The sequence below is a fragment of the Bradyrhizobium sp. genome, assembly GCF_027307225.1.
In the GTDB taxonomy this organism is placed as follows: Bacteria; Pseudomonadota; Alphaproteobacteria; order Rhizobiales; family Xanthobacteraceae; genus Bradyrhizobium.
On record NZ_DAHUXJ010000099.1, the window covers coordinates 20,730 to 41,751 of the forward strand.

At 62.4% G+C, this 21,022-nt stretch carries 24 protein-coding genes; 7 read left to right on the forward strand and 17 right to left on the reverse strand.

Annotated features, from left to right (window positions below; all coding sequences use genetic code 11):
- Positions 1 to 15: 15 nt before the first annotated feature.
- Positions 16 to 1,371 carry a substrate-binding protein gene (locus M6D32_RS17490; protein WP_298258419.1) on the reverse strand — a complete coding sequence of 452 codons (1,356 nt, stop codon included), beginning with the start codon at positions 1,369 to 1,371 and terminating at the stop codon, positions 16 to 18.
- A 496-nt stretch (positions 1,372 to 1,867) separates the two neighbouring features.
- Here M6D32_RS17490 and M6D32_RS17495 point away from each other — a divergent pair, with 496 nt between their 5' ends.
- Together M6D32_RS17495 and M6D32_RS17500 are read left to right on the forward strand one after the other, a co-directional pair.
- A complete protein-coding gene (locus M6D32_RS17495) occupies positions 1,868 to 2,272 on the forward strand; it encodes a hypothetical protein (RefSeq protein ID WP_298258421.1) in 405 nt (134 codons plus the stop codon).
- A 95-nt stretch (positions 2,273 to 2,367) separates the two neighbouring features.
- Entirely contained in the window at positions 2,368 to 2,847 is a 480-nt protein-coding gene (locus M6D32_RS17500) for a MarR family winged helix-turn-helix transcriptional regulator (protein ID WP_298258423.1), read from the forward strand.
- Between the two features lie 25 nt (positions 2,848 to 2,872).
- On the opposite strand, the gene prfA is transcribed toward M6D32_RS17500, so the two are convergent.
- The 3 genes from prfA to M6D32_RS17515 all read right to left on the reverse strand — a co-directional run bounded on the left by prfA (position 2,873) and on the right by M6D32_RS17515 (position 7,839).
- Positions 2,873 to 3,958: a peptide chain release factor 1 gene (gene prfA / locus M6D32_RS17505; RefSeq protein ID WP_298258425.1), complete on the reverse strand. Its 1,086-nt coding sequence runs from the start codon at positions 3,956 to 3,958 to the stop codon at positions 2,873 to 2,875.
- 59 nt (positions 3,959 to 4,017) lie between these two features.
- On the reverse strand, positions 4,018 to 6,285 hold the full coding sequence (gene ptsP / locus M6D32_RS17510; protein ID WP_298258472.1) for a phosphoenolpyruvate--protein phosphotransferase: 2,268 nt from the start codon (positions 6,283 to 6,285) through the stop codon (positions 4,018 to 4,020).
- Positions 6,286 to 6,582: 297 nt separating this feature from the next.
- Positions 6,583 to 7,839 carry an aspartate kinase gene (locus M6D32_RS17515; protein WP_298258427.1) on the reverse strand — a complete coding sequence of 419 codons (1,257 nt, stop codon included), beginning with the start codon at positions 7,837 to 7,839 and terminating at the stop codon, positions 6,583 to 6,585.
- 317 nt (positions 7,840 to 8,156) lie between these two features.
- On the opposite strand from M6D32_RS17515, the gene M6D32_RS17520 reads away from it, so the two are divergent.
- The 3 genes from M6D32_RS17520 (at position 8,157) to M6D32_RS17530 (ending at position 10,429) form a co-directional block, all read left to right on the forward strand.
- Positions 8,157 to 8,630 carry a PH domain-containing protein gene (locus tag M6D32_RS17520; protein WP_298258429.1) on the forward strand — a complete coding sequence of 158 codons (474 nt, stop codon included), beginning with the start codon at positions 8,157 to 8,159 and terminating at the stop codon, positions 8,628 to 8,630.
- A gap of 9 nt (positions 8,631 to 8,639) precedes the next feature.
- Positions 8,640 to 9,395, forward strand: coding sequence for a bifunctional 2-polyprenyl-6-hydroxyphenol methylase/3-demethylubiquinol 3-O-methyltransferase UbiG (gene ubiG, locus M6D32_RS17525; RefSeq protein WP_298258431.1), 756 nt, complete (start codon positions 8,640 to 8,642; stop codon positions 9,393 to 9,395).
- Between the two features lie 134 nt (positions 9,396 to 9,529).
- Positions 9,530 to 10,429, forward strand: a complete 900-nt coding sequence (locus M6D32_RS17530) for a DMT family transporter (protein WP_298258433.1) — start codon at positions 9,530 to 9,532, stop codon at positions 10,427 to 10,429.
- Here M6D32_RS17530 and M6D32_RS17535 read toward each other — a convergent pair.
- Genes M6D32_RS17535 through M6D32_RS17560 form a run of 6 tightly spaced genes read right to left on the reverse strand, consistent with a single transcriptional unit; the run spans position 10,426 to position 13,736 of the window.
- Positions 10,426 to 10,854, reverse strand: coding sequence for an EamA family transporter (locus M6D32_RS17535; protein ID WP_298258435.1), 429 nt, complete (start codon positions 10,852 to 10,854; stop codon positions 10,426 to 10,428). The genes M6D32_RS17530 and M6D32_RS17535 overlap by 4 nt on opposite strands.
- A 10-nt stretch (positions 10,855 to 10,864) precedes the next feature.
- A complete protein-coding gene (locus M6D32_RS17540; protein ID WP_298258437.1) occupies positions 10,865 to 11,200 on the reverse strand; it encodes a hypothetical protein in 336 nt (111 codons plus the stop codon).
- A gap of 22 nt (positions 11,201 to 11,222) precedes the next feature.
- Positions 11,223 to 11,726: a DUF1178 family protein gene (locus tag M6D32_RS17545; protein WP_298258439.1), complete on the reverse strand. Its 504-nt coding sequence runs from the start codon at positions 11,724 to 11,726 to the stop codon at positions 11,223 to 11,225.
- Entirely contained in the window at positions 11,723 to 12,610 is an 888-nt protein-coding gene (locus tag M6D32_RS17550; protein WP_298258441.1) for a carbon-nitrogen hydrolase family protein, read from the reverse strand. The genes M6D32_RS17545 and M6D32_RS17550 overlap by 4 nt, the downstream gene beginning before the upstream one ends.
- Complete coding sequence (grxC, locus tag M6D32_RS17555; protein WP_298258443.1) at positions 12,607 to 12,882, reverse strand: glutaredoxin 3; 276 nt, start codon at positions 12,880 to 12,882, stop codon at positions 12,607 to 12,609. Before grxC ends, M6D32_RS17550 begins: the two co-directional genes overlap by 4 nt.
- Before the next feature lie 44 nt (positions 12,883 to 12,926).
- Complete coding sequence (locus M6D32_RS17560) at positions 12,927 to 13,736, reverse strand: ComF family protein (RefSeq protein WP_298258445.1); 810 nt, start codon at positions 13,734 to 13,736, stop codon at positions 12,927 to 12,929.
- A 135-nt stretch (positions 13,737 to 13,871) separates the two neighbouring features.
- Between M6D32_RS17560 and M6D32_RS17565 the strand changes: the two genes are divergently transcribed.
- Positions 13,872 to 14,150, forward strand: coding sequence for a hypothetical protein (locus tag M6D32_RS17565; RefSeq protein ID WP_298258447.1), 279 nt, complete (start codon positions 13,872 to 13,874; stop codon positions 14,148 to 14,150).
- Positions 14,151 to 14,156: 6 nt separating this feature from the next.
- On the opposite strand, the gene M6D32_RS17570 is transcribed toward M6D32_RS17565, so the two are convergent.
- Positions 14,157 to 14,624 (reverse strand): GcrA family cell cycle regulator, encoded by a 468-nt coding sequence (locus M6D32_RS17570; protein ID WP_298258449.1) that lies wholly within the window; start codon positions 14,622 to 14,624, stop codon positions 14,157 to 14,159.
- Positions 14,625 to 14,707: 83 nt separating this feature from the next.
- The gene (locus M6D32_RS17575; protein WP_298258451.1) at positions 14,708 to 14,908 is read right to left on the reverse strand and encodes a hypothetical protein; all 201 of its coding nucleotides are present in this window, start codon (positions 14,906 to 14,908) and stop codon (positions 14,708 to 14,710) included.
- Positions 14,909 to 15,015: 107 nt separating this feature from the next.
- Between M6D32_RS17575 and M6D32_RS17580 the strand changes: the two genes are divergently transcribed.
- Positions 15,016 to 15,864 (forward strand): methyltransferase domain-containing protein, encoded by an 849-nt coding sequence (locus M6D32_RS17580; RefSeq protein WP_298258474.1) that lies wholly within the window; start codon positions 15,016 to 15,018, stop codon positions 15,862 to 15,864.
- A gap of 100 nt (positions 15,865 to 15,964) precedes the next feature.
- Here the strand turns inward: M6D32_RS17580 and mutT are convergent, their stop codons facing one another.
- The 5 genes from mutT to argJ all read right to left on the reverse strand — a co-directional run bounded on the left by mutT (position 15,965) and on the right by argJ (position 20,815).
- Positions 15,965 to 16,375, reverse strand: a complete 411-nt coding sequence (gene mutT / locus M6D32_RS17585) for an 8-oxo-dGTP diphosphatase MutT (RefSeq protein WP_298258453.1) — start codon at positions 16,373 to 16,375, stop codon at positions 15,965 to 15,967.
- 173 nt (positions 16,376 to 16,548) lie between these two features.
- Positions 16,549 to 17,259 carry a TadE/TadG family type IV pilus assembly protein gene (locus tag M6D32_RS17590; protein WP_298258455.1) on the reverse strand — a complete coding sequence of 237 codons (711 nt, stop codon included), beginning with the start codon at positions 17,257 to 17,259 and terminating at the stop codon, positions 16,549 to 16,551.
- 12 nt (positions 17,260 to 17,271) lie between these two features.
- Positions 17,272 to 17,862, reverse strand: coding sequence for a TadE/TadG family type IV pilus assembly protein (locus M6D32_RS17595; protein ID WP_298258457.1), 591 nt, complete (start codon positions 17,860 to 17,862; stop codon positions 17,272 to 17,274).
- Positions 17,863 to 17,870: 8 nt separating this feature from the next.
- Complete coding sequence (locus M6D32_RS17600) at positions 17,871 to 19,298, reverse strand: pilus assembly protein TadG-related protein (RefSeq protein ID WP_298258476.1); 1,428 nt, start codon at positions 19,296 to 19,298, stop codon at positions 17,871 to 17,873.
- 239 nt (positions 19,299 to 19,537) lie between these two features.
- Positions 19,538 to 20,815, reverse strand: coding sequence for a bifunctional glutamate N-acetyltransferase/amino-acid acetyltransferase ArgJ (argJ, locus tag M6D32_RS17605; protein ID WP_298258459.1), 1,278 nt, complete (start codon positions 20,813 to 20,815; stop codon positions 19,538 to 19,540).
- Positions 20,816 to 21,022 lie beyond the last annotated feature (207 nt).

A 21,022-nucleotide genomic window follows, 5' to 3' on the forward strand; every position in this document is an offset into this window, starting at 1 on the left:
CTTGCAACCACGAACTTAAGTATAGTCGCCGAGATGGCAGCCGAAGGCGTCCGGCTTCTGCATCAAGCCGTCACCCGGGACGATTTCGACGATGTCGTAATAGTCTTCCTTGTTCTTCATGTCCTTTTCCATCTTGCCCTTGACGATGATCACGGGGCGGACGCACTGGTGATCTTCGGGGCGATAGTGGACATCGCCGACGAACGAGGGGATCGTTTCGCCCTTTTCGTAGGTCTTGATGACGTCCGGCGGATAGAAGCTGCCGGTTTCCTCGACCATCCGCGCCCAATGGGCAAAGCTAATGTAGGCGTTCTCGGCGCCCCACTCGGGCTTGTAGCCGTACTTCTTGCTGAAGGTATCGTTGAACATCTTGGCGAGCGGATATTTGTCCTCGATCGTCCACCAATAGTCCGTTGCGGCATAGACGCCCTGCATCAGGCCACCGGTTTCGCGAGCGACGAACGGAACCTGATAGGGAACGACAAGCTTCATCTTGTCGAGCACGCCGAACTGCTTGGCCTGCTGGATCGAGAGCACCGCGTCATGTCCCCAGTTGACGTTCATCAGGACGTCAGCGCCGGAGTTGACCACGTTGAGCAGATAGGACGAGTAATCCGGCGCGCCCAGCGGCGACACCTGGTTGGTGACGGTCGTCCAACCCGCCTCGGCAAGGTGATCCTGCATCGCCTTGGTGACGGTGTGGCCGTAGGTGTAATCCGGCGTCAGATAGGCAGCCTTCTTGTTCTTTCCGAACTGCTTGACCAGCACCGGCGCGATCGCCGCCGCGGCGGTCTGACCGAAGAAGTTCTGGCGGAAGCCGTAGCGCACGCAATCCTTGCCCGTGGTGTCGTTCGAACCGGAGATGCCGGCGACATACAGGACCTTCTCGCGCTGGGCCAACTTGTTCGTCGCCACGGCGACTGCGCTCGAGGTGGCGCCGGTCAGCAGCACCGCCTTGTTTTCGGTAATGAAGCGTTGTTGCGCCTGCACCGCCTCGTTCGGCTTGGCGGCGGAATCGGCGACACCGATTTTCACCTCCTTGCCGAGCACGCCCTTGGTGGTCTTCGGCGAGATTTTCTTGATCAGCTCGTGGCCGCTATTGATGTGCTCGACCGCGAGCTGCCAGCCCTTCAATTCGTCCTCGCCCTGGACGGCATAGGTGCCGGTGCGAGGGACGGCAATTCCGATGAACACGGAAGAGCCGGACGAGCCGTCGGGATAAGTGCCGATCGCCGGGTGATCCGCTGCATACACCGGCATGGACAACGAAATCGGCAGCAGCGCTCCACCAGCCAAGCCGGCACCTGCCTGCAGCAAGGCCCGGCGCGACACGCCCGATCCCATTCCTTGGCGCAACTCCTTCGTACTCATTGTTCGGTCTCCTCCGTGATTAGATGATTGTTTTCGCGCACACGAGCCCACCGCCGGGTATCGGCGATCGGCTCTCGCGTCCTAGTGCCGCCTATTTGAAGTTCCTGCACCACAAGCGGCGAATTCTGTTCAGGAACTTCAAATAGAAAAGCGACACTAGAATCAATAAGCTTGCTAGTGCCCACCTTCCGAAGTCCGTGAAAGGTCGTGCTGAGATGTAACACGGACTTCGGAAGGTGGGCACTAGGCTGCATGCGCAGCTTTATTGCCGTTAGAATTGCTGTCCCAGCTATTCTGTCAATGTCACTTTGGTCGAAGGATGTTGCGATAATATAAGTATACGATATATCTCGATTTTACCTCTGGTTACCGTCGACCTTCACTTCATATATGCGCGCCCATGGTCCGAAATCGGCAAGCGGATAGTCGAGACGGTGCTTCGCGAGAAGAGACCGGGCCTTGCGGCGAGAAGGCTGCCGCCCTGCCGTCTGGCGGTTTGAGCGTTCGCGCGGTCAACGTGCTGAAGGAATTGGCGCCCGAACTGATTGAGCAAAACCCGCCGAAGGGAGCCTGGATACCCCCGGACGATCTGCTTCGGCAGCTAACCGCCCGGCATCTGGCGACCGCTCGCAATTGTGGGCCGCAGACGGCTCGCGAGATCATCGAGTGGGCCCGAACCAGGGGCGTGTCGATCAAGGTACCCCTCTATGGCGGCAAATCGCTATCGGAGGTGTGGCGCAGCCTGGCCGCGCGCGCGTCGGACGGAAAACTCACCCGGGCCGAAATCACCGAAGCGCTGGAGAAATCGATCCGCCGCAAAAGCGTCCGCATCCCGGTCGCCTTCCAGATCATTCTTCTGGAGATACTGAGTTCGACCTACGATCCGCCGCCGTTCACTTGATGGGTCGGCGTGGCGGCAGCCACGTTGCTTTTTGTCGGATGGAACAGCGTCGGCTGACGGTCCGTGTGACCCGACAGTCGAACAAGGCAGGTGGAATGGCTCAATCGAAGCGGCGACGTCAGCCGCGAGCACGGTCAGGCGCGACCAAGGTCAAGCGCAATGGAAGAGTCGCGGTTGATTACAAGGCGCTGGCGCAGTTTCGCTATCAGCTGCGTGTCTTTCTCGCCTTCAGCGAGACGGCCGCGGCGCGGCAGGGATTGACGCCGCAGCAGCATCAGGCCCTGCTTGCGATCAAGGGGTTCGCCGGATCCGAACTTATATCGGTGGGAGATCTCGCGCGGGCGCTTCTGATCCGGCATCACACCGCGGTCGAGCTGGCCACCCGAATGAAAAGGCTTGGCCTGATAAACCGAAACGTCGACGCCGGGGATCGCAGGCGCGTTCTCCTGAAATTGACGGCGCATGGCGAGCGAAAGCTGCGGGCGCTTTCGGCGATTCACCTCGGGGAATTGCAGGCTGTCGGACCGACTCTGGTCAAGATCCTGCGACAGGTCCGCAGCGCGCGAAAGCGGTGATTCAAAACGCGGGCCGCGTTGGAAGTTAGGCCGAGGCACCTTGCGCGGCCAGCTGTGCGGCCTGATGTTCCGTCGTCAGCGCATCGGTCAATTCGCTTAAGCTTTCGCCCGAGATCACCTGCGGGAGCTTGTAGAGCGTCAGGTTGATGCGGTGGTCGGTGACGCGTCCTTGCGGGAAATTATAGGTCCGGATGCGTTCGCTGCGATCGCCGGAGCCGACTTTTTCCTTGCGATCCGCCGAGCGCGCTGCGTCGATGCGTTGGCGTTCGGCGTCGTAGATGCGCGAACGCAGGATGTTCATCGCGGAAGCGCGGTTCTTATGCTGCGATCGGCTATCCTGCATCATCACCACGATGCCAGTCGGAATGTGGGTGATGCGGATCGCGGATTCGGTCTTGTTAACGTGCTGGCCGCCGGCGCCCCCCGCGCGCATGGTCTCGATCCGCAGATCATCATTCTTGATCTCGACGTCGACATCCTCGACTTCGGGCAGCACCGCCACCGTCGCGGCCGATGTGTGAATGCGTCCCTGCGTCTCCGTATCGGGCACGCGCTGCACCCGATGCACGCCGGACTCAAACTTTAGCTTGGCGAAAGCGCCGCGGCCCTGCACCTCGGCGATGATCTCCTTATAGCCGCCCACGGTGCCTTCGCTCGCCGAAATCACTTCGACCTTCCAGCCCTGCAGGCTGGCGAAGCGCTCGTACATGCGGAACAGGTCGCCGGCGAACAGCGACGCCTCGTCGCCGCCGGTGCCGGCACGAATTTCCAGCACCACGTTGCGGTCATCCATCGCATCCTTGGGCAACAGCGCAACGCGAATCTTCTGCTCCAGGTCGCCGATGCGCGCCCGCAAGGTGTCGCGTTCGGCTTCCGCCATGTTGCGCATTTCGGGATCGGTCTGCGAATCTGCGATCAGGTTCTCGGTATCGGCGAGTTCGCCGCGCGCTGCGCGGTAGGTTTTGACGGCGTCGATCAGCGGGTTGAGTTCGGCAAGTTCGCGCGTGATCCGCACATAGTCTTCCGAACTCACCTGGCCCAGGAGCTGCGCCTCGAGCGAGGCGTGGTGCGCCAGCAGGATATCCAGTTTGGCTTCGGGGAGCATCGACATGGTGAAGTCTCAAATATTTTTTCGCGGGGTTGAGGTGACGGAGCGGGCAGGATTGCCCGCTACAACGCCAGCCCCTCGGCCTCGGCGAATTCGGTGAGCTTCTGACGGATCGACACGCTGCCGGAAGGCGCGTCGAGCAGCGCGTTCATCGTGGCTTGCGCTTTTTTGACATCGAGGTCGAGCACCATTGCCTTGACGGGGCCATGCGCGGTTGCCGACAGCGACAGCGAGCGGTAGCCGAGCGCGATCAGGGCCAGCGCGCCGATCGGCTTTGACGCCATCTCCCCGCACAGCGAGGCGGATTTCTTCGCCGCGCTCGCCTTCTGCACGATCTCGCGCAGCACCCGCAGGATCGGGGCCGACAAGGTGTCGAACCGTTCGGAAACCTTGGCGTTGCCGCGATCGACCGCGAACAGGAACTGGAACAGGTCGTTGGATCCGACCGAGACGAAATCGACCTTCTTCAGGAGCTCGTCGAGCTGATAGAGCAGGGCAGGCACTTCCAGCATGGTGCCGATGTCGATGCGTTCGGGCAGCGCGTGCCCGTGCTGGCGCAAATACGTCAGTTCGCGCTCGACGATACTCTTGGCCGCATCGAATTCGGCGACTTCGGTGATCATCGGAAACATGATGCGCAGGCCGCGGCCGCCGCCGGCGCGCAGCAATGCGCGAATCTGGCCGCGCAGCAGGCCGGGCCGGTCCAGCCCCAGCCGGATCGCGCGCCAGCCAAGCGCCGGATTTTCCTCGATCACGCTCTCCATATAGGGCAGCGCCTTGTCGCCGCCGATGTCGAGGGTGCGGAACGTTACCGGCTTCGTTCCGGCGGCGTCGAGCACGGTGCGGTACAGGGCAAGCTGGTCGCTGGTGCGGGGCAAGCTCTGGCCGACCATGAACTGCAATTCGGTGCGGAACAGGCCGATGCCGGCCGAACCGGTGTCGTCGATGTGCGGCAAGTCGATCGCCAGCCCGGCATTGATCAGCAGTTCGATGGACTGGCCGTCCCTGGTCACACAGGGCTTGTCGCGCAGCGCCGAATATTGCGCCTGGCGTCGGGCGCGGAAGCGCACCCGCTCGGCGTAGGCCGCCTCGATTTCCGCGGAGGGGCGAACGTAGATCGAGCCGGAAGTGCCGTCGACGATGATGGCGTCGCCGGGATCGGCGATGCCCGGCGCGTTGGGCACTTCGCCGACCGCCGGAATGCCGAGCGCGCGCGCCACGATCGAAACATGCGAATTGGTGGTGCCTTCTTCGAGCACCAGGCCTCGCAGGCGCTTGCGGTCATAGTCGAGCAGCGCCGCCGGGCCCATCGCGCGGGCGATCAGGATCGCGTTGTCGGGCAGCTGTTCGCGCGAGGGCGCGTGATCCAGTCCGACCAGTTGCCGCATCAGGCGATAACCGAGGTCCTCGAGGTCGTGCAGGCGGTCGCGCAGATAAGGATCGGTCGAGCGCAGCATGCGCGCGCGGGTGTCGGATTGGACGCGCTCGACGGCAGCCTCCGCCGTCAGGCCGGTGGCCACCGCTTCGTGCAGCTTGTGCGACCAGCCGTGGTCGTTGGCGAACATCCGGTAGGCTTCGAGCACATCGCGGTGCTCGCCGCCGTCGGCGACGTCGCCGCGTTCTAGCATGCGGTCGAGGTCGGCGCGCAATTTGGCCAGCGCCGCATCGAGCCGCTTGATTTCCTTCGGCAGGTCTTCGGCAATGTAATTGGTGATGACGACGCGCGGTTCATGCAGCACGACATGGCCAAGCGCGATGCCGTCGGACAGGATCGCGCCGGTCTTGTGCTGGGAGTGCCGCGCGGCCGGCTCGGCGCCCGGCTGGGCCAGCGCCGCCAGTTCGCCGGAGGCGATCATCTCCGCCAGCACCATCGCGGTGGTCTGGAGCGCCTCGACCTCCTCCTCGACATAGGTGCGCTTGGCGCGGTTCTGCACCACCAATACGCCGAGCGTGTTGCCGGCGCGCAGGATCGGAACGCCGAGGAAGGAGTGGTAGATTTCTTCGCCGGTCTCGGGGCGGAACGAGAAGGCCGGGTGGCTCTGCGCGTCGTTGAGATTGAGTGGCGTCGCCTCGCTGGCCACGAGGCCGACTAGGCCCTCATGCGCGCTCAGGACGGTGCGGTGCACCGCGTCGCGGTTGAGACCCTCAGTGGCGTAGAGCTCCAGGGTGTTATCGACGCGCAGCACGTAGACCGAGCACACCTCCGCCACCATGTTGGCGGCGATCAGCACGACGATCTTATCCAGCCGCTCCTGGGCTGAGACCTGCTCCGCCATGGTTTCGCGAAGCCGTCTCAACAGGACGCGGGGACCTCCCGATGCGCTTCGCAGTGGGTTCAAATCCTATTCCTCCGGGCCAGCCGACCGCGTGGGGCGGGAGCTGGCGTTAGACTCAAGACGCAACAAATCTTATTCATTCAGCGGCGTCACGAATCCAAGCTATTGCCGAATCACGCCACTTAAAACAGTGGCACAGTTCACAATCGGGCTCATCTTCAGGCCGTATACCGAATTGGGCTTTGTTTTGCCAAGCAAAAGGCCTGCCAGCGCGACGGTTTCAAAAATCCGTACACAGCAGCCGATGTGGCTGCTCCACTTATGTTGCAGCCGCTAAGAGGACTGATTTTTCTAGGCTTGATCGAGGCCGTAGAGCGTGTGCAGCGTCCGGACGGCGAGTTCGGTATAGGCGGTGTCGATCAGCACCGAAAACTTGATTTCCGACGTGGTGATCGCACGGATATTGATGTTGCGCGCGGCGAGCGCCGTGAATGCCTTGGCGGCGACGCCGGCGTGGCTGCGCATGCCGCTGCCGATCACCGAAACCTTCGCAACGTCGGTGGCGGTGTCGAGCCGGGCGTAGCCGATCTTGTCCTTGGCGGAGGTGATGGTGTCGCGGGCGCGGCCGTAGTCGGAAGCCGGCACCGTGAAGGTCAGGTCGGTAGTCTTGCCGTCCTCCGAGACGTTCTGCACGATCATGTCGACGTTGATGTTGGCATCCGCGAGCGGGCCGAAAATCGATGCCGCCACCCCCGGTTTGTCCTCGATCTGGCGAATGGAAATCTGCGCCTCGTCCTTGGAAAAGGCGATGCCGGTCACGACGTGGCTTTCCATGATTTCCTCCTCGCTGCAGATCAGCGTTCCCGGCGGCTGGTTGGCATGCGGGTCGATATCTTCGGGCTTGTCGAAACTGGAGCGAACGAAGATTGGCATGTTGTGGACCATGCCGAGTTCCACCGAGCGGACCTGAAGCACCTTGGCGCCCAGGGAAGCCAGTTCGAGCATGTCTTCGAAAGCAATCCGCTCGAGCCGGCGGGCTTTTGGAACCACCCGCGGGTCGGTCGTATAGACGCCGTCGACATCGGTATAGATGTCGCAGCGGTCGGCGCGGAGCGCCGCTGCGATCGCCACGGCCGAGGTGTCGGAGCCGCCGCGTCCGAGCGTCGTGATCCGGTTGGTCTGCGGATTGATGCCCTGGAAGCCGGCGATGACGGCGACTTCCTTGCGCTCCTTGAAGCGGTTGAGCAGTTCAGTGCCGTCGATGTCGAGAATCCGCGCCGAGGCATGGGCGTCGCTGGTCTTGACCGGGATCTGCCAGCCCTGCCAGGAACGGGCCTGAATGCCGATCGCCTGCAAGGCAATCGCCAGCAACCCCGCTGTGACCTGCTCGCCGGAGGCCACCACCGCGTCATATTCGCGGGCGTCATGCATCGGAGAGGCTTCGCGGCACCAATCGACCAGTTCGTTGGTCTTCCCGGCCATAGCCGAGACGATGACCGCGACGTCGTGACCGGCATCGACCTCGCGCTTGACGTGACGCGCGACGTTGCGGATGCGTTCGATGTTGGCGACCGATGTGCCGCCGAATTTCATCACGAGGCGACCCATGATGAGCTAGAGCTCCGATTCCGAAGTTCGCAAACCATTCGCGGCCACCTCTGATGCGAACTTCGGAATCAAAGGAGCTCTACAAGGTATTGATTTGAGTAGCGGCCTTGAATTTGACGTTCCTATCACGAGCTGGCCGCGATACCGTAGGAACTTCAAATTCGCCGCACTGGTTTATTCCCCTGCGGATTATTAATGTAACCGAACGTAACCGTTCGCGAGAGCGCGTATACATAGCGGCGTGGTCGGGGGCAAGCAACCGCTTCCGGCCAGGTGCGATGCCACGCTAGGTCATTGAGTTAATTGAGGCTGTTTGTATGGCGCGTTACATCGACGAGATCCTGCAGCCGGGCGAAAAGGTGCTGTATTCGACCAATGCGCACTGGATCTTCTACCTGCCGGCGATCACCGCCTGGATCGTGGCGCTGGCGCTCCTGATCCTGTCCGCCACCGTCGCCGCCGGCATCCCGTCGGCGGTTCTGGCCGCGTGGGCCGGGGCGGTGATCGCCGCGATCGTGGCCGTCTACTTCACCATCAGGGGCTGGTTCCACCGTCTTACCACGGAGACCGACGTCACCGACCGCCGGGTGGTGCACAAGACGGGCTTCATCAAACGACGCACCTTCGAGATCGCACTCGACAAAATCGAGAGCGTCGACGTCGAACAGACCATTCTTGGCCGCATCTTCAACTACGGCGACGTCACCATCATGGGCGTTGGCGAGGGCAGGCAAACGATTTCGACCATTGCGTCGCCCCTGGCGTTTCGCAGCGCCATCACGGCGCGCTAGGAGCGGCAGATGGCGACCCAGCCAAACCCTCCCGCCGCATCGACCGTTGATCCGGCCGAAATCGCCAAATTTTCGAAACTGTCGGAGCAGTGGTGGGACCCCAAGGGCAAGATGGCCCCGCTGCACAAGATCAACCCGCTGCGGCTGACCTATATTCGCGACGCGGCCTGCCGCAAGTTCGATCGCAACGTCAGGAGCCTGAATTGCCTGTCCGGCCTGCGCATCCTCGATATCGGCTGCGGCGCCGGCCTGCTGTGCGAGCCGCTGACGCGGCTCGGCGCCCAGGTGATCGGCGTCGATCCCTCCGCCAGCAACATCGCGGCGGCTAGGCTGCACGCCGACAGAGGTCATCTGTCGATTGACTATCGCTGCACCACGGTCGAGGAAATGGACGTGCGCGAGCGCTTCGACATCGTGCTGGCGATGGAGGTGGTCGAGCATGTCAGCGATATCGGGCTGTTTCTCGGCCGCTGCGCCGCGATGCTCAAGCCCGGCGGCTTGATGGTGGTCTCTACGCTCAATCGCAACTGGAAGAGTTTTGCGCTGGCGATCGTCGGCGCGGAATACGTCCTGCGCTGGCTGCCGCGCGGCACCCATCAATGGGAGAAATTCGTCACCCCCGATGAACTTGGACGTCACCTGCTCGACAATCGCCTGACGATCACCGAGCAGACCGGTGTGGTGTACAGCCCCTTCGCCGACCGCTGGGGTTTGTCGTCCGATATGGACGTGAACTACATGGTGGTGGCGGAAGGCGTGGTGTGATGCCGTTGCTGCTGTCCCGGCGGGGACGGACGTCATCGGCGCGCAGTTCTGTCATGCGCGGCTTGGGTTGACCGCACGAAGTGCGCCCGGCACGGTGGCGGAGGCTTATTTCGCTCCCCCCGATTTTCACCGCAATGTTCACCGTCACCTCGCTCTGGATTCCCTTCACCGTCACCGCCGCGGCGGGTCAGGTCGCGCGCAACGCGATGCAGCGGCAATTGACCGGGCCGCTCGGGACGTGGGGCGCGACCAATATCCGCTTCCTGTTCGGCTTTCCCTTCGCCATCCTGTTCTTCGCCGCTGTGATGATTGGCACCGGCGAGGCCTTGCCGCGGCCAACCACCGCATTCTGGCCGTGGCTTTTGCTCGGGGCGATCTGTCAGATCGCTGCGACCGGGCTGATGCTGGTGGCGATGAACGAGCGCTCCTTCGTCGTGACCACGGCCTATCTCAAGACCGAGGCGATCCAGACGGCGATCTTCGGCTTCGTCTTCCTCGGCGACGATCTGACGGCCTTGAAGGTGCTCGCGATCGTGATTGCGACCGTCGGCGTCGTCGTCACCGCGTTGCGTCCCGGCGGAGAAAAGAGTTTTACCGATTGGCGGCCGACCGTGATCGGCCTGGTTTCCGCGGCGGCGTTCGCATTATCGGCCAACGGCTACCGTGGGGCGATCATCACGATCCACGGCACCTCGTTCGTGACGGCCGCGACCTATACGCTGGTGTTCGGGTTGTTCGTCCAGACGTTGATCCTGACCATTTATCTATTGTCGCGCGCACCTGACATTCTCAAATCGATTCTGCGCATGTGGAAGCCTTCGCTGCTCGCGGGCTTCATGGGCGCTTTCGCCTCGCAGTTCTGGTTCCTGGCATTTGCGTTGACCGCGGCCGCCAACGTGCGCACGCTGGCGCTGGTGGAAGTGCTGTTTGCACAAGGCGTGGCCTACTACTCGTTCAAGCAGCCGATGTCAGCGCGCGAGCTGATGGGCATCGTGCTGATCGTGATCGGGGTTGGGCTGCTGGTGGCGCTTTAGCCTTTGACGGCAATGAGAATGGCGCCCGCAGCGATCAGGGCGATGCCGACCCAGCCGCTGATCGAAGGTCGCTCGCCGAGAAAGGTCACGCCGAACAGCGCGACCAGCACAACGCTCAATTTGTCGATCGGAGCGACCAGCGTGGCAGGTCCGAGTTTCAGGGCGCGAAAGTAGCACAGCCAGGATGCGCCGGTGCCGAGCGCCGAGAGCACCAGAAAGAGCCAGCTTTTCGGGGATATCGATCCGGGGCTGGTCAGTTGCCCGGTTGCAAAGAGGATCAGCGACAGCGTGACCAGTACGATCGCGGTGCGGATCAGGGTGGCGAGATCGGAGTTGATGCCCTCGACGCCGACCTTGGCAAAGATCGCGGTCAGGGCGGCAAACACAGCGGACAGCACAGCCCAGATTTGCCAGGAGGTGCTCATGATTGGGCGCCTAACGAAGACTAGAAATGATTTCGGGCGCTTTGATCAGAAGGGGCCCGCAAAGCGTCGGGTTCGCGAGCTGAAATATCGCATCAGAGATCACCTGGGCATGGTCAGGCTCAAACTCGATATCCTCTCGGCACTCCACGAGATTGGCCCATTCCTCCAAAGCGTTCGCGTCAAATTCGCCGACCACAAACCGCTCTAAAATTGCGATGACATCGCGCTTCGCTAACGTGATGATCGAATTGTCGACATCCCAGGGAAATGACTCAAGCGCAACCTTTAGCCGCGTCACCGTTTCGCTGAACTGAATGAGTGAGGTGAGGACCGCCTGTCGGTTCATGGGGGCGTCCCGGCGCACGAATTTAGTTCCGGTCGTCCGGCAGGGTCGGCAGCGGCATCACTTCGACACCTTCCTCGATCAAGGCCTTCGCTTCATCGGGCGAGGCCTCGCCATAGATCGGGCGGTGCTCGATATCGCCATAGTGCATCTTGCGGGCCTCGTTCGGGAAGCGCTCGCCGACATTGTCGGCGTTCTTGACGATGTGGTCGCGCAATTCCTTAAGCTTGGCGCGCATCTCGCGCTCTTGCGTCATCAACAGCGGCGTCGACGGCGAAGGCGGGATGACTTCGGCGGGCGTGGCCGGCACAGATGCTGCCGGCGCGGGCACCTGCTCGACGGCGGGCGCCTGTTCGCGGCCTTTCTTGCGCGCGATCCGCGGGGCCATGATGGCGCGTTCGACATCGGTCGAGCCGCAAAGGGGGCAGTTCACCAGCTTGCGTTTCTCCTGGGTTTCATACGCGGACGAACTCTGGAACCAGCTCTCGAAGGCATGGCCCTTCTTGCAGCGCAGATTGTAATGGATCATGTCGATCCCGCCGATCCCCGCACGACGTGCAGATGGTCCGGACCGGACTTCGGATCGGCGACGGAAAAGCGCCGGCCATGCTGCAGTGATGGCACCGTCTTGCGCGCGGTCTCGACCAGCGAGGGATCGATCCTGGCCATGAACACGCCGGGCTCGACGCCGCCCTCGGCCAGCACCTCGCCCCAGGGCGCGATGATCAGCGAATGCCCAAACGTCTCGCGCTTGTTCTCATGCAGGCCGCCCTGGGCGGCTGCGAACACGAAGCATCCATTCTCAATGGCACGGGCGCGGAGCAGCGTTTGCCAATGGGCCTCGCCGGTTTTCCGGGTGAAGGCGGATGGCACGCTCAGGAAAGAGACGCCGCTTTCGGCCAGCGCGCGATAAAGCGCCGGGAAACGCACATCGTAGCAGATCGTGAGCCCGATGCGCCCCCAGGGCAGATCGGCGATCACGGCGGTCTCGCCCGGCTGATAGTTGGCGGATTCGCGGTAGCTCTCGCCGCCCGGCAGATCGATATCGAACATGTGGATCTTGTCGTAGCTCGCGATCACGTCGCCATCGGGGCCGATCAGGAACGAGCGGTTGACCGCGCGTTCAGGGGAAGCGCGCAGCGCCAGCGATCCGATGTGCAGATGGATTTTCAGTTCTGCCGCGAGCGCCCGATAGGCCTTCAACGAAAGATCGTCGGCCTCGTCCGCCAGAAGTTCGAACAGCGCCTTGCGGTTCACCTGCATCATGTTGCTCACCTCGGGCGTGAGCACATAGTCGGCGCCCTGCGCGGCGGCCTGCCGAATCAATTTGACGCCCTGCTCAAGGCTCGGCTCGGGCAACAAGCCCGTGCGCATCTGCACCATGGCGGCGGTAAAGGCGAGATTGGCGCTCATGAGTTGGCCTCTTCGCCGGCGAGCAAGGCGTCAAGCTTGCCCGCGCGGTCGAGCGCATACAACTCATCGCAGCCGCCGACATGGGTCTGGCCGACGAAAATCTGCGGGAAGGTCGCGCTAGTGCCGGCGCGGTCGTACATCTGTTGACGGTAGTTCGGATCGGTCGCCGTGCTCAACTCCGTGAAGGCGGCCTTCTTGCGCCTCAACAGCGATACGGCAGCGGAGCAATAGCCGCAGCCGGGACGGGTATAGATTTCGATGGCGGCGGGCATGGCGCGTTCTTCAGGCCGGGTCAGATAGTGACTGGAATCGTCGATTATATGGGATTTCGATGGCTATCCACAACCCGGGCAAACACCAGCACGTCGACAGCGGCCGCTTTCGCGCGCAGGAGCGCCCGCGCACAAGCGTCCACCGTTGCGCCTGACGTCAGCACGTCGTCGATCAGCACCACGCGGCGTCCGGCGATCAGATGCTGCCGATCGGCGGCGACCTTGAATGCGCCCTGCACGTTGCTGGCTCGCTGAGGCCGCGACAGCCCTATCTGCTGTTCGGTGGGACGGATCCGGCGCAGCGCCTCGGTTGCGAGCGCAACGCCGCTCTCGCCCGCGATGATTCGCGCCAGCGCACCCGATTGATTGTAGCGGCGGCTCCATCCTCGCCGCCAGTGCAGCGGAACGGGCACGAGCGTGTCGGCACCGTCAAGCAGTTCCCGCCCGGCGCGTGCCATCCAGCGGCCCATCGCCGGCGCCAGGTCGGTGCGGTCCTGGTATTTCAGGGCGTGTACCAGCTTTCGCGCCACGTCGTCATAGCGCACGGCGGCACGGGCGCGCGTATAGGCGGGCGGATTGGCAATCGCCTCCATCGAAAGCATGTCGGGTCCGGGATCGTACACAAAGGGAATGCCTAGCCGCGGGCAGAACGGCGGCGCGATGAACGACAGCTTGGCCCAGCAACTAGCGCAAACGCCTTCACCTTCGACCGGCTCGCGGCAGGACACGCACAGCGTTGGCAAAGCGATGTCGAGCGCGAGTTTGGCGGCGTGCGAGAGTGCACCCCGGCACGCAGAGAGCGCGCCGTGGAATTGCGCAGCGATAGAGCGGGATGGAGAGGGCCCGGCGTCCATGCGCCGAAGGCTATCGTTGGGCCGGCGGACGCTCAAGCGGCAAGAAGACATGGAGCGGCCTTGCCGAAACGCCCATCCATCGCTAGCTCAGCAAAGCAACGATTTGCGTTGACCTGACGACGAAGCCGGATCGCCATGTTCAGGGTCATTTTCCCGTACCCCTACCAGATCGAAGTCTCCAGGCTTCGTCAGACAGAATTCGCCAAACTTCTCCGGCACCTCGAGGAGGTGCATCTGGCCTGGGCGACGGAGTGGAAGCGAAGGCAGGATGATTTCAAGATTGAAAACATTCGCTTCCGCCATGATCCCACCTGGAATAAGCGAATCCTCAGCCTGCAGGCGGCCCGCGACGGCAGGATCTGGTTCTGGCGGGCCACGCGCGTTTTTCTGACCTGGGGCGTCGCGTCGATCTAGGACCCGCTATCCCCGCGCGACTCGCTGGCGAGAGGCTGGCTGGTAGGCAAGCCGGCTATGGCCGGCGCAATAGGGCAGGCCCTCCAGCGGCCGGTCGCCGCAGAAGCAGAAGTCTTCTTCCCCGGGGCTGTTGATCGGCCAGCGGCACCTCTCTTCGCTCAGTTCAAGCAACGAGCAGTGCTGTTCGCTGTGGATCGTCACGACATCTTCCGCCGGCGCCGCCTCCGCAAACAACTTGCGCAGGATCCGGTACTGCAGCCTCGGCACGGAGCGCGGGCGGTTTGTCTTCGCTCTCGGCCGTCGTATCTCGGGCTTCTTTTCCCGGGTCAGATCGAGGCGGGAGAGTTTGCCGATCACGGCGTTGCGGCTCACCCCGATTTCATTGGCGATTTCACGGCACGACAGGCCGGCTGAGAAATGGATTTTCAGGATTTCGATGCGTTCGGTCGTCCAGGTCGGTTCCTTGGCGGGCATTTGAAAAGTCCCAAACTATGAGCCGTCACGCCGGCTCCCCCATAGGCCTCCCAGTCGCCAATCCGTCCCGAATGCCGCGATTCTCAGGGCGCCTTGCCGTTGTCGCGGATCGAAAGCAGCCCGTCCTTGATGGCGAGACGGATGCCTTCCTCAATCAGGGTTCGCGCTACGCCCGGTACACTTGTCCCGTGGGTTCCCTGTCTGACCAGTTTTTCGAGATAGGTGATGGTCGAAAGGGCCAACGTGACTGGAACGCGGTCGGTTTCGGCTTTTTCTGTGGCCATGCAAAACGCTAGCCTCTCACGCGGGTACTGAAAAGTATCTATTAAGAGTCTATTTACACCAGAAAGGGGCGCCTTGTCAGCCCATGATCGCAAGCCTACCAACCGGCATGGTTACGAACCCGGCCGCCACCCCCGTCCTGTTTGACCGCACTTTGCTGCGCGCCCGCCTGAACCGGGCGCAACGGCTGGGCCCGGCGACGTTCCTGCTCGATTGCGTCGGCGCCGACATGGCGGAGCGGCTCAGCGCCGTATTGCGCGATTTCAAAAGCGTCGCCGAGGTTGGATCGCCGGGCGATCAAATCGCGCGCGCACTTGCGGGAAGGTTCGCTCACGTTGCGCACGTCGATCTGCCGGAGCGGGAATCCGAGCCGCTTGCACTTGCCGCGCAGTCGCTCGACCTCGCGATTTCCGCGCTCGCGTTTCAGTTCGTGAATGACTTGCCCGGCGTGCTGGTGCAGGTACGCCGCGCGCTGCGGCCGGACGGACTATTGATGGCGGCGATGGTTGGCGGCGACACACTGATCGAATTGCGGCAGTCGTTCGCCGCAGCCGAAGCTGAACTCGAAGGCGGCGTGTCGCCGCGCGTTGCGCCGTTTGCCGATCTTCGCGATGTTGGCGCGCTGTTGCAGCGTGCCGGATTCGCGCTCCCCGTCACCGATGTCGATCGCGTTGTCGTGCGCTATGACAGCGCATTCAGCCTGATGCAGGACCTGCGGCGGATGGGCGCGGCCAACATCCTGACGGAGCGCCGGCGAACGCCGACCCGGCGCACCACGATGTTGCGGATGGCGGAAATCTACCGCGAACGCTTTGCCGAATCCGATGGCCGCGTTCGCGCGACCTTCGATGTCATCTGGCTCTCGGGCTGGGCGCCGCACGAAAGCCAGCCAAAGCCGCTCAAGCCGGGATCGGCGAAAGCGAGTTTGGAAGAAGCGGTGAAGAAGGGGAGGGCGTAAACTGCCTACTCCGTCATTCCGGGGCGCCTCGAAGAGGCGAACCCGGAATCTCGAGATTCCGGGTTCGGTCCTGCGGACCGCCCCGGAATGACGCCATGCGTCACATCAACAGGTCGAGCAGATGCGGGATCAGCGGAAGGTCCGCCGGCGGCATCGGGTAGTCGCGCAGCTTGTTGACGCGGACCCAGGCGAGGTTCTGCCCCTCCTGCGGGGCCACGTCGCCTTCCCAGCGGCGACAGATGTAAAGCGGCATCAGCAGGTGGAAGTCGTCATAGGCGTGGCTCGCGAATGTGAGCGGCGCAAGGCAGGCTTCCCTCACGGTGATGCCGAGCTCCTCTTGAAGCTCGCGAATGAGGGTCGCTTCCGGCCGCTCGCCGGGCTCCAGCTTGCCGCCCGGAAATTCCCACAGGCCCGCCAATGCCTTGCCTTCCGGTCGCTGCGCAATCAGCACGCGGTTGTCGACGTCGATCAGGGCGCAGGCCACGACCAGGGTCAGTTTGATGTCAGCCATGTCTCGCCGTTGCCTGCAACGACCTCAACCAATATTCACGCGACGGCGTTTCACGCTGAGGCCCGTGCTCCATGATTGAGATGAGCCATAGTTGAGGCCCGTAGGCAACCCGAGCACGATCTTCTGTCTGCCTTCGATAAGCGGCGGTTATCTCATCGCCGCTTCTAGCGAGGCTAACAGGTCTTCTTCTGCAAATGTTGAATGCAGGTGCACGTCGTGTCCGGGGGGTTGCTGCTGCCATATTTGATATCATAGTACGCCGGACCGCTCGAGTTCGCGGGGCTGTCGGTCGAACAGCGCGGAAACAGCCAAAAGCTGTCCGCAAGATTTACGGTACCGCTGATCGTATAGCCGAGGTTGGGCGTATAGGCGTAGCTGGCTTCACTCACAATGAACGAAACCTGGTCGTTTTGATTGTTGGGATTGTTTGGATTGTTCGCCGTTCCGTTGAGCGATGTTGGCACTGTCAAGGCTCCGTAGGGTGGCGTTGTCGAACTGCCAATGCCCGGCCTTCCCGGTCCGAAGCTTGATCCGTCGAACGATCGACTCCATTGAAGGGTCAGGTTGCCACTGGCGTCGCTCGAGATTTCGGAAACCGTAATCATGAATTTGTTATTGTTGACGGAATACGGTGCGATGATTGTCGTTGCACCGGTGAGAATGTTCTGCATCGAGGCCGCACTGAGCGACGTGTTCTGCGTAACCATATCGGCGACGGAGTGTGCAGTCGCGCTGACCTTGACGTTGATCGCCATTCCGTCCCCGAGTTCGACGCCGCCGACCAAAAGCACCAACATGAACGGCACCACGATCGCGAACTCCGTCGCTGCCACGGCATCGGCGTCGGTAGAAAATTTCCGCATGCGAAATAGCAGGTTGGTCATGGGCTGATACCTCTAGGGATTGGCCGGCTCATTCTGGAATGCCGCGGACGCCATGATCAGCCGGCTGCCGTTGGCCTGATTGGCCATGTTGAAGGCGATCGGCCCGAAGAAAACCGGCCAGAGATACATCACGCGGACGACGACGATGTCGCCCGCATTTCCAGGATTGAATTGCAAGCTGGCAAGAGATCCGGCGCTGACATTCCCACTGGCGTCGTAGGTAAACGTCGGCATGGCGGCATTGGCCGAGGACCACTGGGGAGCGACCTGCACGTCGACCATCAAGCCGGCGCAGTTGAACAGGACGTTCGCATTATTACAGACGGTCTGGTGAAATGCGGCCACGGCTTGGGCCTGGGTCAGGCTCGCATCCGCTGTCTGCACCTGTCCGGTCAGAATTTGGCGGGCCGATGCCCGTACCGCATTTTCAAGCATCGACTGTGCGAAGAAAAGGAGAAACGTCTGGATGAGGGCAGCAATCAGGGCGAGAAACGGCGTGGCGATCAGCGCGAACTCGACCGCCGTGGCGCCCTTGCTGTCCCTGGTAAAGGCGCCGAAACGGTTGTGGCGTCTTTTCCCTGCTGTGGTTTCCATTTCGGCCATGGCGCTTCTTATTGCGTGAGGCTGGCGGTGCTTGACGCCACTTTGATGAACAGGTCCGTCAGCGCCTGCGTGATGTTGCCGCCGGTTGTCACGTCGGAGAAGAAGCCGGGCGAGGCGCACGCTTTCAGATTTGTTGCGATGGTGCCGCTTGAGGAGGTCGGGGTGTCGTAGGGGTCTACCCAGGTCATGTACCAGTTGTCCGTCACCGGGACATTGGGAGTTTTGAGTTGCAGGTACTCCGTGTAGAGGATCGCGATTTTGATGCCCCGGTTCTTGATGGCCGTGCACGCCGTCGTGTCGAGTGGCTGCTGGCAGCGCTTGCTACCGGCGAGGCTCGCATTGGGGCAAGCTGAAGCGCCCGAGACGATCTTGTCCTCGACGCCGTCGGTGACAAGGAAAACCACCTCCTGCGGCGTATCTCCTGCCGAGTTGCTGCCGAGGCCCGGGGTCGGCATGCTGCTGTTGAGGGTTGAGAGCGCGCCGGCGATATTTGTACCGTGGTCAGTGGTGGGATTGGTCGGGCTTGAGGAAGAGCAGCCAGAAAAGACGCAGTTGTGGTGGTCGACCGCCATCAGCTGAATGTTGGAAACCTTGGTTCCAGCGGTGGTCGGGGTGGACAGCGTCTGCAGTGTGTTCAAACCTAAGTCGAACGTATAGAGGGCGGCTTTATAGGTCGTGTTGTTCAGGGCCGACATGCACTGCATGACGCCGCCCGATATGCCCGTCTGCGGGCAGTTCGACCATGTATTGAGCAACTGGTTGACGGCATCCGTCACGAGATCGATCCGCAAGGTGATATTGTTGGCCCGTGCGACCGAGAGGTTATCGCGCGTCGCGCCCCCGCCGTCGGCAGCGATATTGGTTTCATGACAGGCAAAGCCGCAACTCTTCGACCCACCTGGTTGGCTCGCGGTGGCCGCGATGAGATTGCTGATGTCGGTCGTGGTTGCGCCGATCGCCATCGACGGCGAGTCGTCCATCAACAGATAGAAATTCATGTTGGGCGCGGCTGCCGCCTGCGACGTCGCCGAACCGCTGATCGGCCAGGAGGCGGTATTCAGGAGCACCTTGGGAAAATTGTTGAGGGATGCGGCGTTATACGAAACCGAGACGGTACGCTGAAGTCCCGTATCGGTGACGGTGATCGTCGGCGTCGGTGTCGCCGCCAGGCCGGGAAGACTGTTCGCAACCGACATAAAGATGGCCATGGCGGTGTCGGAGGCCACCGTATCGGATTGCATCAGCATGGCGGGCCTGACGGCCGCAATTGCTGCGGCGTCGGCGGCCGCGTCCAACTGCTCTTTCTTGCGCAGCGCCTGGCTGAAATCCAGCGTCATGCCCAACAGGAAGATGATGGGAACGATCGTGAGCGCAAAGATCACGGCGACGTTCGCCTTGCGATTTCCGGCGAAGCAATACAACCAAGCGCGGAGCATAACCTTCATCCCAATCGCCGCAGGTCACGGCAGAGGCAATTCCTTGGCATTTCAAAAGTTGAGGACGGAAGAAGGCGATCGAAGAGCCTCCGCCGCTCGCTCGACGGAACTCTGACGGCCGGCCGTTAAGTAATGCTTACGTGGACCGCGTGAACATGAAGCGGTCGAAAATCGGGCCAATCTGATCAGGCCGTATCGTTAACCGATGTTAAATGAGTCCGGAAAATTTGTCGTGAACGTCACGACCGGTAGTCGCCGTTGATGGCGACATATTCCTTGGTGAGGTCGCAGGTCAGAACGCGGTCGCGGCCCTTGCCGAGGCCGAGCGCGACCTTGATCGCGATCTTCGGCTGCTTCATCGCGGCCGAGACTTCCGCCTCGTCGTAAGAGGGATCGCGCGCGCCGCTTTTCGCAACGCGGATGCCGTTGAAGGAGATCGAGAGCTTGTCGCGGTTGGCGGGTTCGCCGGCCTTGCCGACCGCCATCACCACGCGGCCCCAATTGGCGTCTTCGCCGGCGATGGCGGTCTTCACCAGCGGCGAGTTGGCGATCGACATTGCGATACGGCGCGCCGAGGTTTTCGAGACCGCGCCCTCGACCGTGATCTCGACGAGCTTGCGCGCGCCTTCGCCATCGCGCGCCACCTGCTCGGCCAGATTGGCGAGCACCGCATGGAAAGCTTTCGCAAACGCCTTCAGGCGCGGATCGCTGGCGCGGCTGATTTTCGGCGCGCCGTGGGCGGCGGCAGCGCCGGTCGCAAAGGCGAGCAGCGTATCCGAGGTCGAGGTGTCGCCGTCGATCGTGACGGCGTTGAAACTGTCTTCGACGCCGGCCTTCAGGAGCGATTGCAAGGCGGGCGCGGAGATCGGCGCATCGGTGAAGATGAAGGACAGCATGGTCGCCATGTCCGGCGCGATCATGCCGGCGCCCTTGGCCATGCCGTTGATCGTCACCTTGGCCTTGCCGAGCCTGACGGTTGCGGTCGCGACCTTCGGGAAGGTGTCGGTGGTCATGATCGCGCGCGCGGCCTCCAACCACGCATCCGGCGCGGTTTTGGCCGCGAGCTCGCCGAGCACGCCGTCGAACTTGGTGGCGTCGAGCGGTTCGCCGATCACGCCGGTGGAGGCGAGAAACACTTGGCCCGTCTGGCAGCCGACAGCCTTCGCGGCGATTGAAGCGGTCAGCGACGTCGCCTGCCGGCCAGTCTTGCCGGTGAAGGCGTTGGCATTTCCGGAATTGACGACAAGGGCTCGGGCTAATCCCGTCTTGGAAGATTTGCCTGCCTTGGAAGATTTGCCGCCGCCGAGCCTGGCGCGGCACCACTCGACCGGCGCTGAGGCGCATTTCGACTGGGTGAAGACGCCGGCCACCGTCGTCCCCTTGTCCATGATCGCCAGCAACACGTCGGTGCGGCCCTTGTAGCGGATGCCCGCGGCAGCGGTCGCGAGCGTCACGCCCGCAATCGCAGGCATCGCGGGGACATCGGTCGGGGCGAGGGGAGAAATGGCGGAGGACATGGGAGCGCGCCGGGTGTGGAAATGCGGGAAGCGCTCTCTATCACCTTCGCTCTTAGGAAGGGAGGGGGCATTAACTCTCTCGTCGTCCCCGCGAAAAGCGGGGACCTATAACCAGAGGCGAGAGTTGTTATGCTAACTCGTCGGGCCGCGGTACCCAAAATACACGCTTGGGGTTATGGGCCCCGGCTCAAGGCCGGGGCGACAAGG

Bases quoted from the DNA above. Each gene is read 5' to 3' on its own strand.
- M6D32_RS17500 (WP_298258423.1), top strand. From the start codon at position 2,368: ATGGCTCAATCGAAGCGGCGACGTCAGCCGCGAGCACGGTCAGGCGCG.
- M6D32_RS17580 (WP_298258474.1), top strand. From the start codon at position 15,016: ATGGTTACGAACCCGGCCGCCACCCCCGTCCTGTTTGACCGCACTTTG.
- M6D32_RS17550 (WP_298258441.1), bottom strand. From the start codon at position 12,610: ATGAGCGCCAATCTCGCCTTTACCGCCGCCATGGTGCAGATGCGCACG.
- M6D32_RS17595 (WP_298258457.1), bottom strand. From the start codon at position 17,862: ATGGCCGAAATGGAAACCACAGCAGGGAAAAGACGCCACAACCGTTTC.
- M6D32_RS17600 (WP_298258476.1), bottom strand. From the start codon at position 19,298: ATGCTCCGCGCTTGGTTGTATTGCTTCGCCGGAAATCGCAAGGCGAAC.
- prfA (WP_298258425.1), bottom strand. From the start codon at position 3,958: ATGTCGATGCTCCCCGAAGCCAAACTGGATATCCTGCTGGCGCACCAC.
- mutT (WP_298258453.1), bottom strand. From the start codon at position 16,375: ATGGCTGACATCAAACTGACCCTGGTCGTGGCCTGCGCCCTGATCGAC.
- M6D32_RS17575 (WP_298258451.1), bottom strand. From the start codon at position 14,908: ATGGCCACAGAAAAAGCCGAAACCGACCGCGTTCCAGTCACGTTGGCC.
- M6D32_RS17520 (WP_298258429.1), top strand. From the start codon at position 8,157: ATGGCGCGTTACATCGACGAGATCCTGCAGCCGGGCGAAAAGGTGCTG.
- M6D32_RS17530 (WP_298258433.1), top strand. From the start codon at position 9,530: ATGTTCACCGTCACCTCGCTCTGGATTCCCTTCACCGTCACCGCCGCG.
- M6D32_RS17515 (WP_298258427.1), bottom strand. From the start codon at position 7,839: ATGGGTCGCCTCGTGATGAAATTCGGCGGCACATCGGTCGCCAACATC.
- M6D32_RS17570 (WP_298258449.1), bottom strand. From the start codon at position 14,624: ATGCCCGCCAAGGAACCGACCTGGACGACCGAACGCATCGAAATCCTG.
- M6D32_RS17540 (WP_298258437.1), bottom strand. From the start codon at position 11,200: ATGAACCGACAGGCGGTCCTCACCTCACTCATTCAGTTCAGCGAAACG.
- ubiG (WP_298258431.1), top strand. From the start codon at position 8,640: ATGGCGACCCAGCCAAACCCTCCCGCCGCATCGACCGTTGATCCGGCC.
- argJ (WP_298258459.1), bottom strand. From the start codon at position 20,815: ATGTCCTCCGCCATTTCTCCCCTCGCCCCGACCGATGTCCCCGCGATG.
- grxC (WP_298258443.1), bottom strand. From the start codon at position 12,882: ATGCCCGCCGCCATCGAAATCTATACCCGTCCCGGCTGCGGCTATTGC.
- M6D32_RS17490 (WP_298258419.1), bottom strand. From the start codon at position 1,371: ATGAGTACGAAGGAGTTGCGCCAAGGAATGGGATCGGGCGTGTCGCGC.
- M6D32_RS17535 (WP_298258435.1), bottom strand. From the start codon at position 10,854: ATGAGCACCTCCTGGCAAATCTGGGCTGTGCTGTCCGCTGTGTTTGCC.
- M6D32_RS17565 (WP_298258447.1), top strand. From the start codon at position 13,872: ATGTTCAGGGTCATTTTCCCGTACCCCTACCAGATCGAAGTCTCCAGG.
- M6D32_RS17590 (WP_298258455.1), bottom strand. From the start codon at position 17,259: ATGACCAACCTGCTATTTCGCATGCGGAAATTTTCTACCGACGCCGAT.
- M6D32_RS17560 (WP_298258445.1), bottom strand. From the start codon at position 13,736: ATGGACGCCGGGCCCTCTCCATCCCGCTCTATCGCTGCGCAATTCCAC.
- M6D32_RS17545 (WP_298258439.1), bottom strand. From the start codon at position 11,726: ATGATCCATTACAATCTGCGCTGCAAGAAGGGCCATGCCTTCGAGAGC.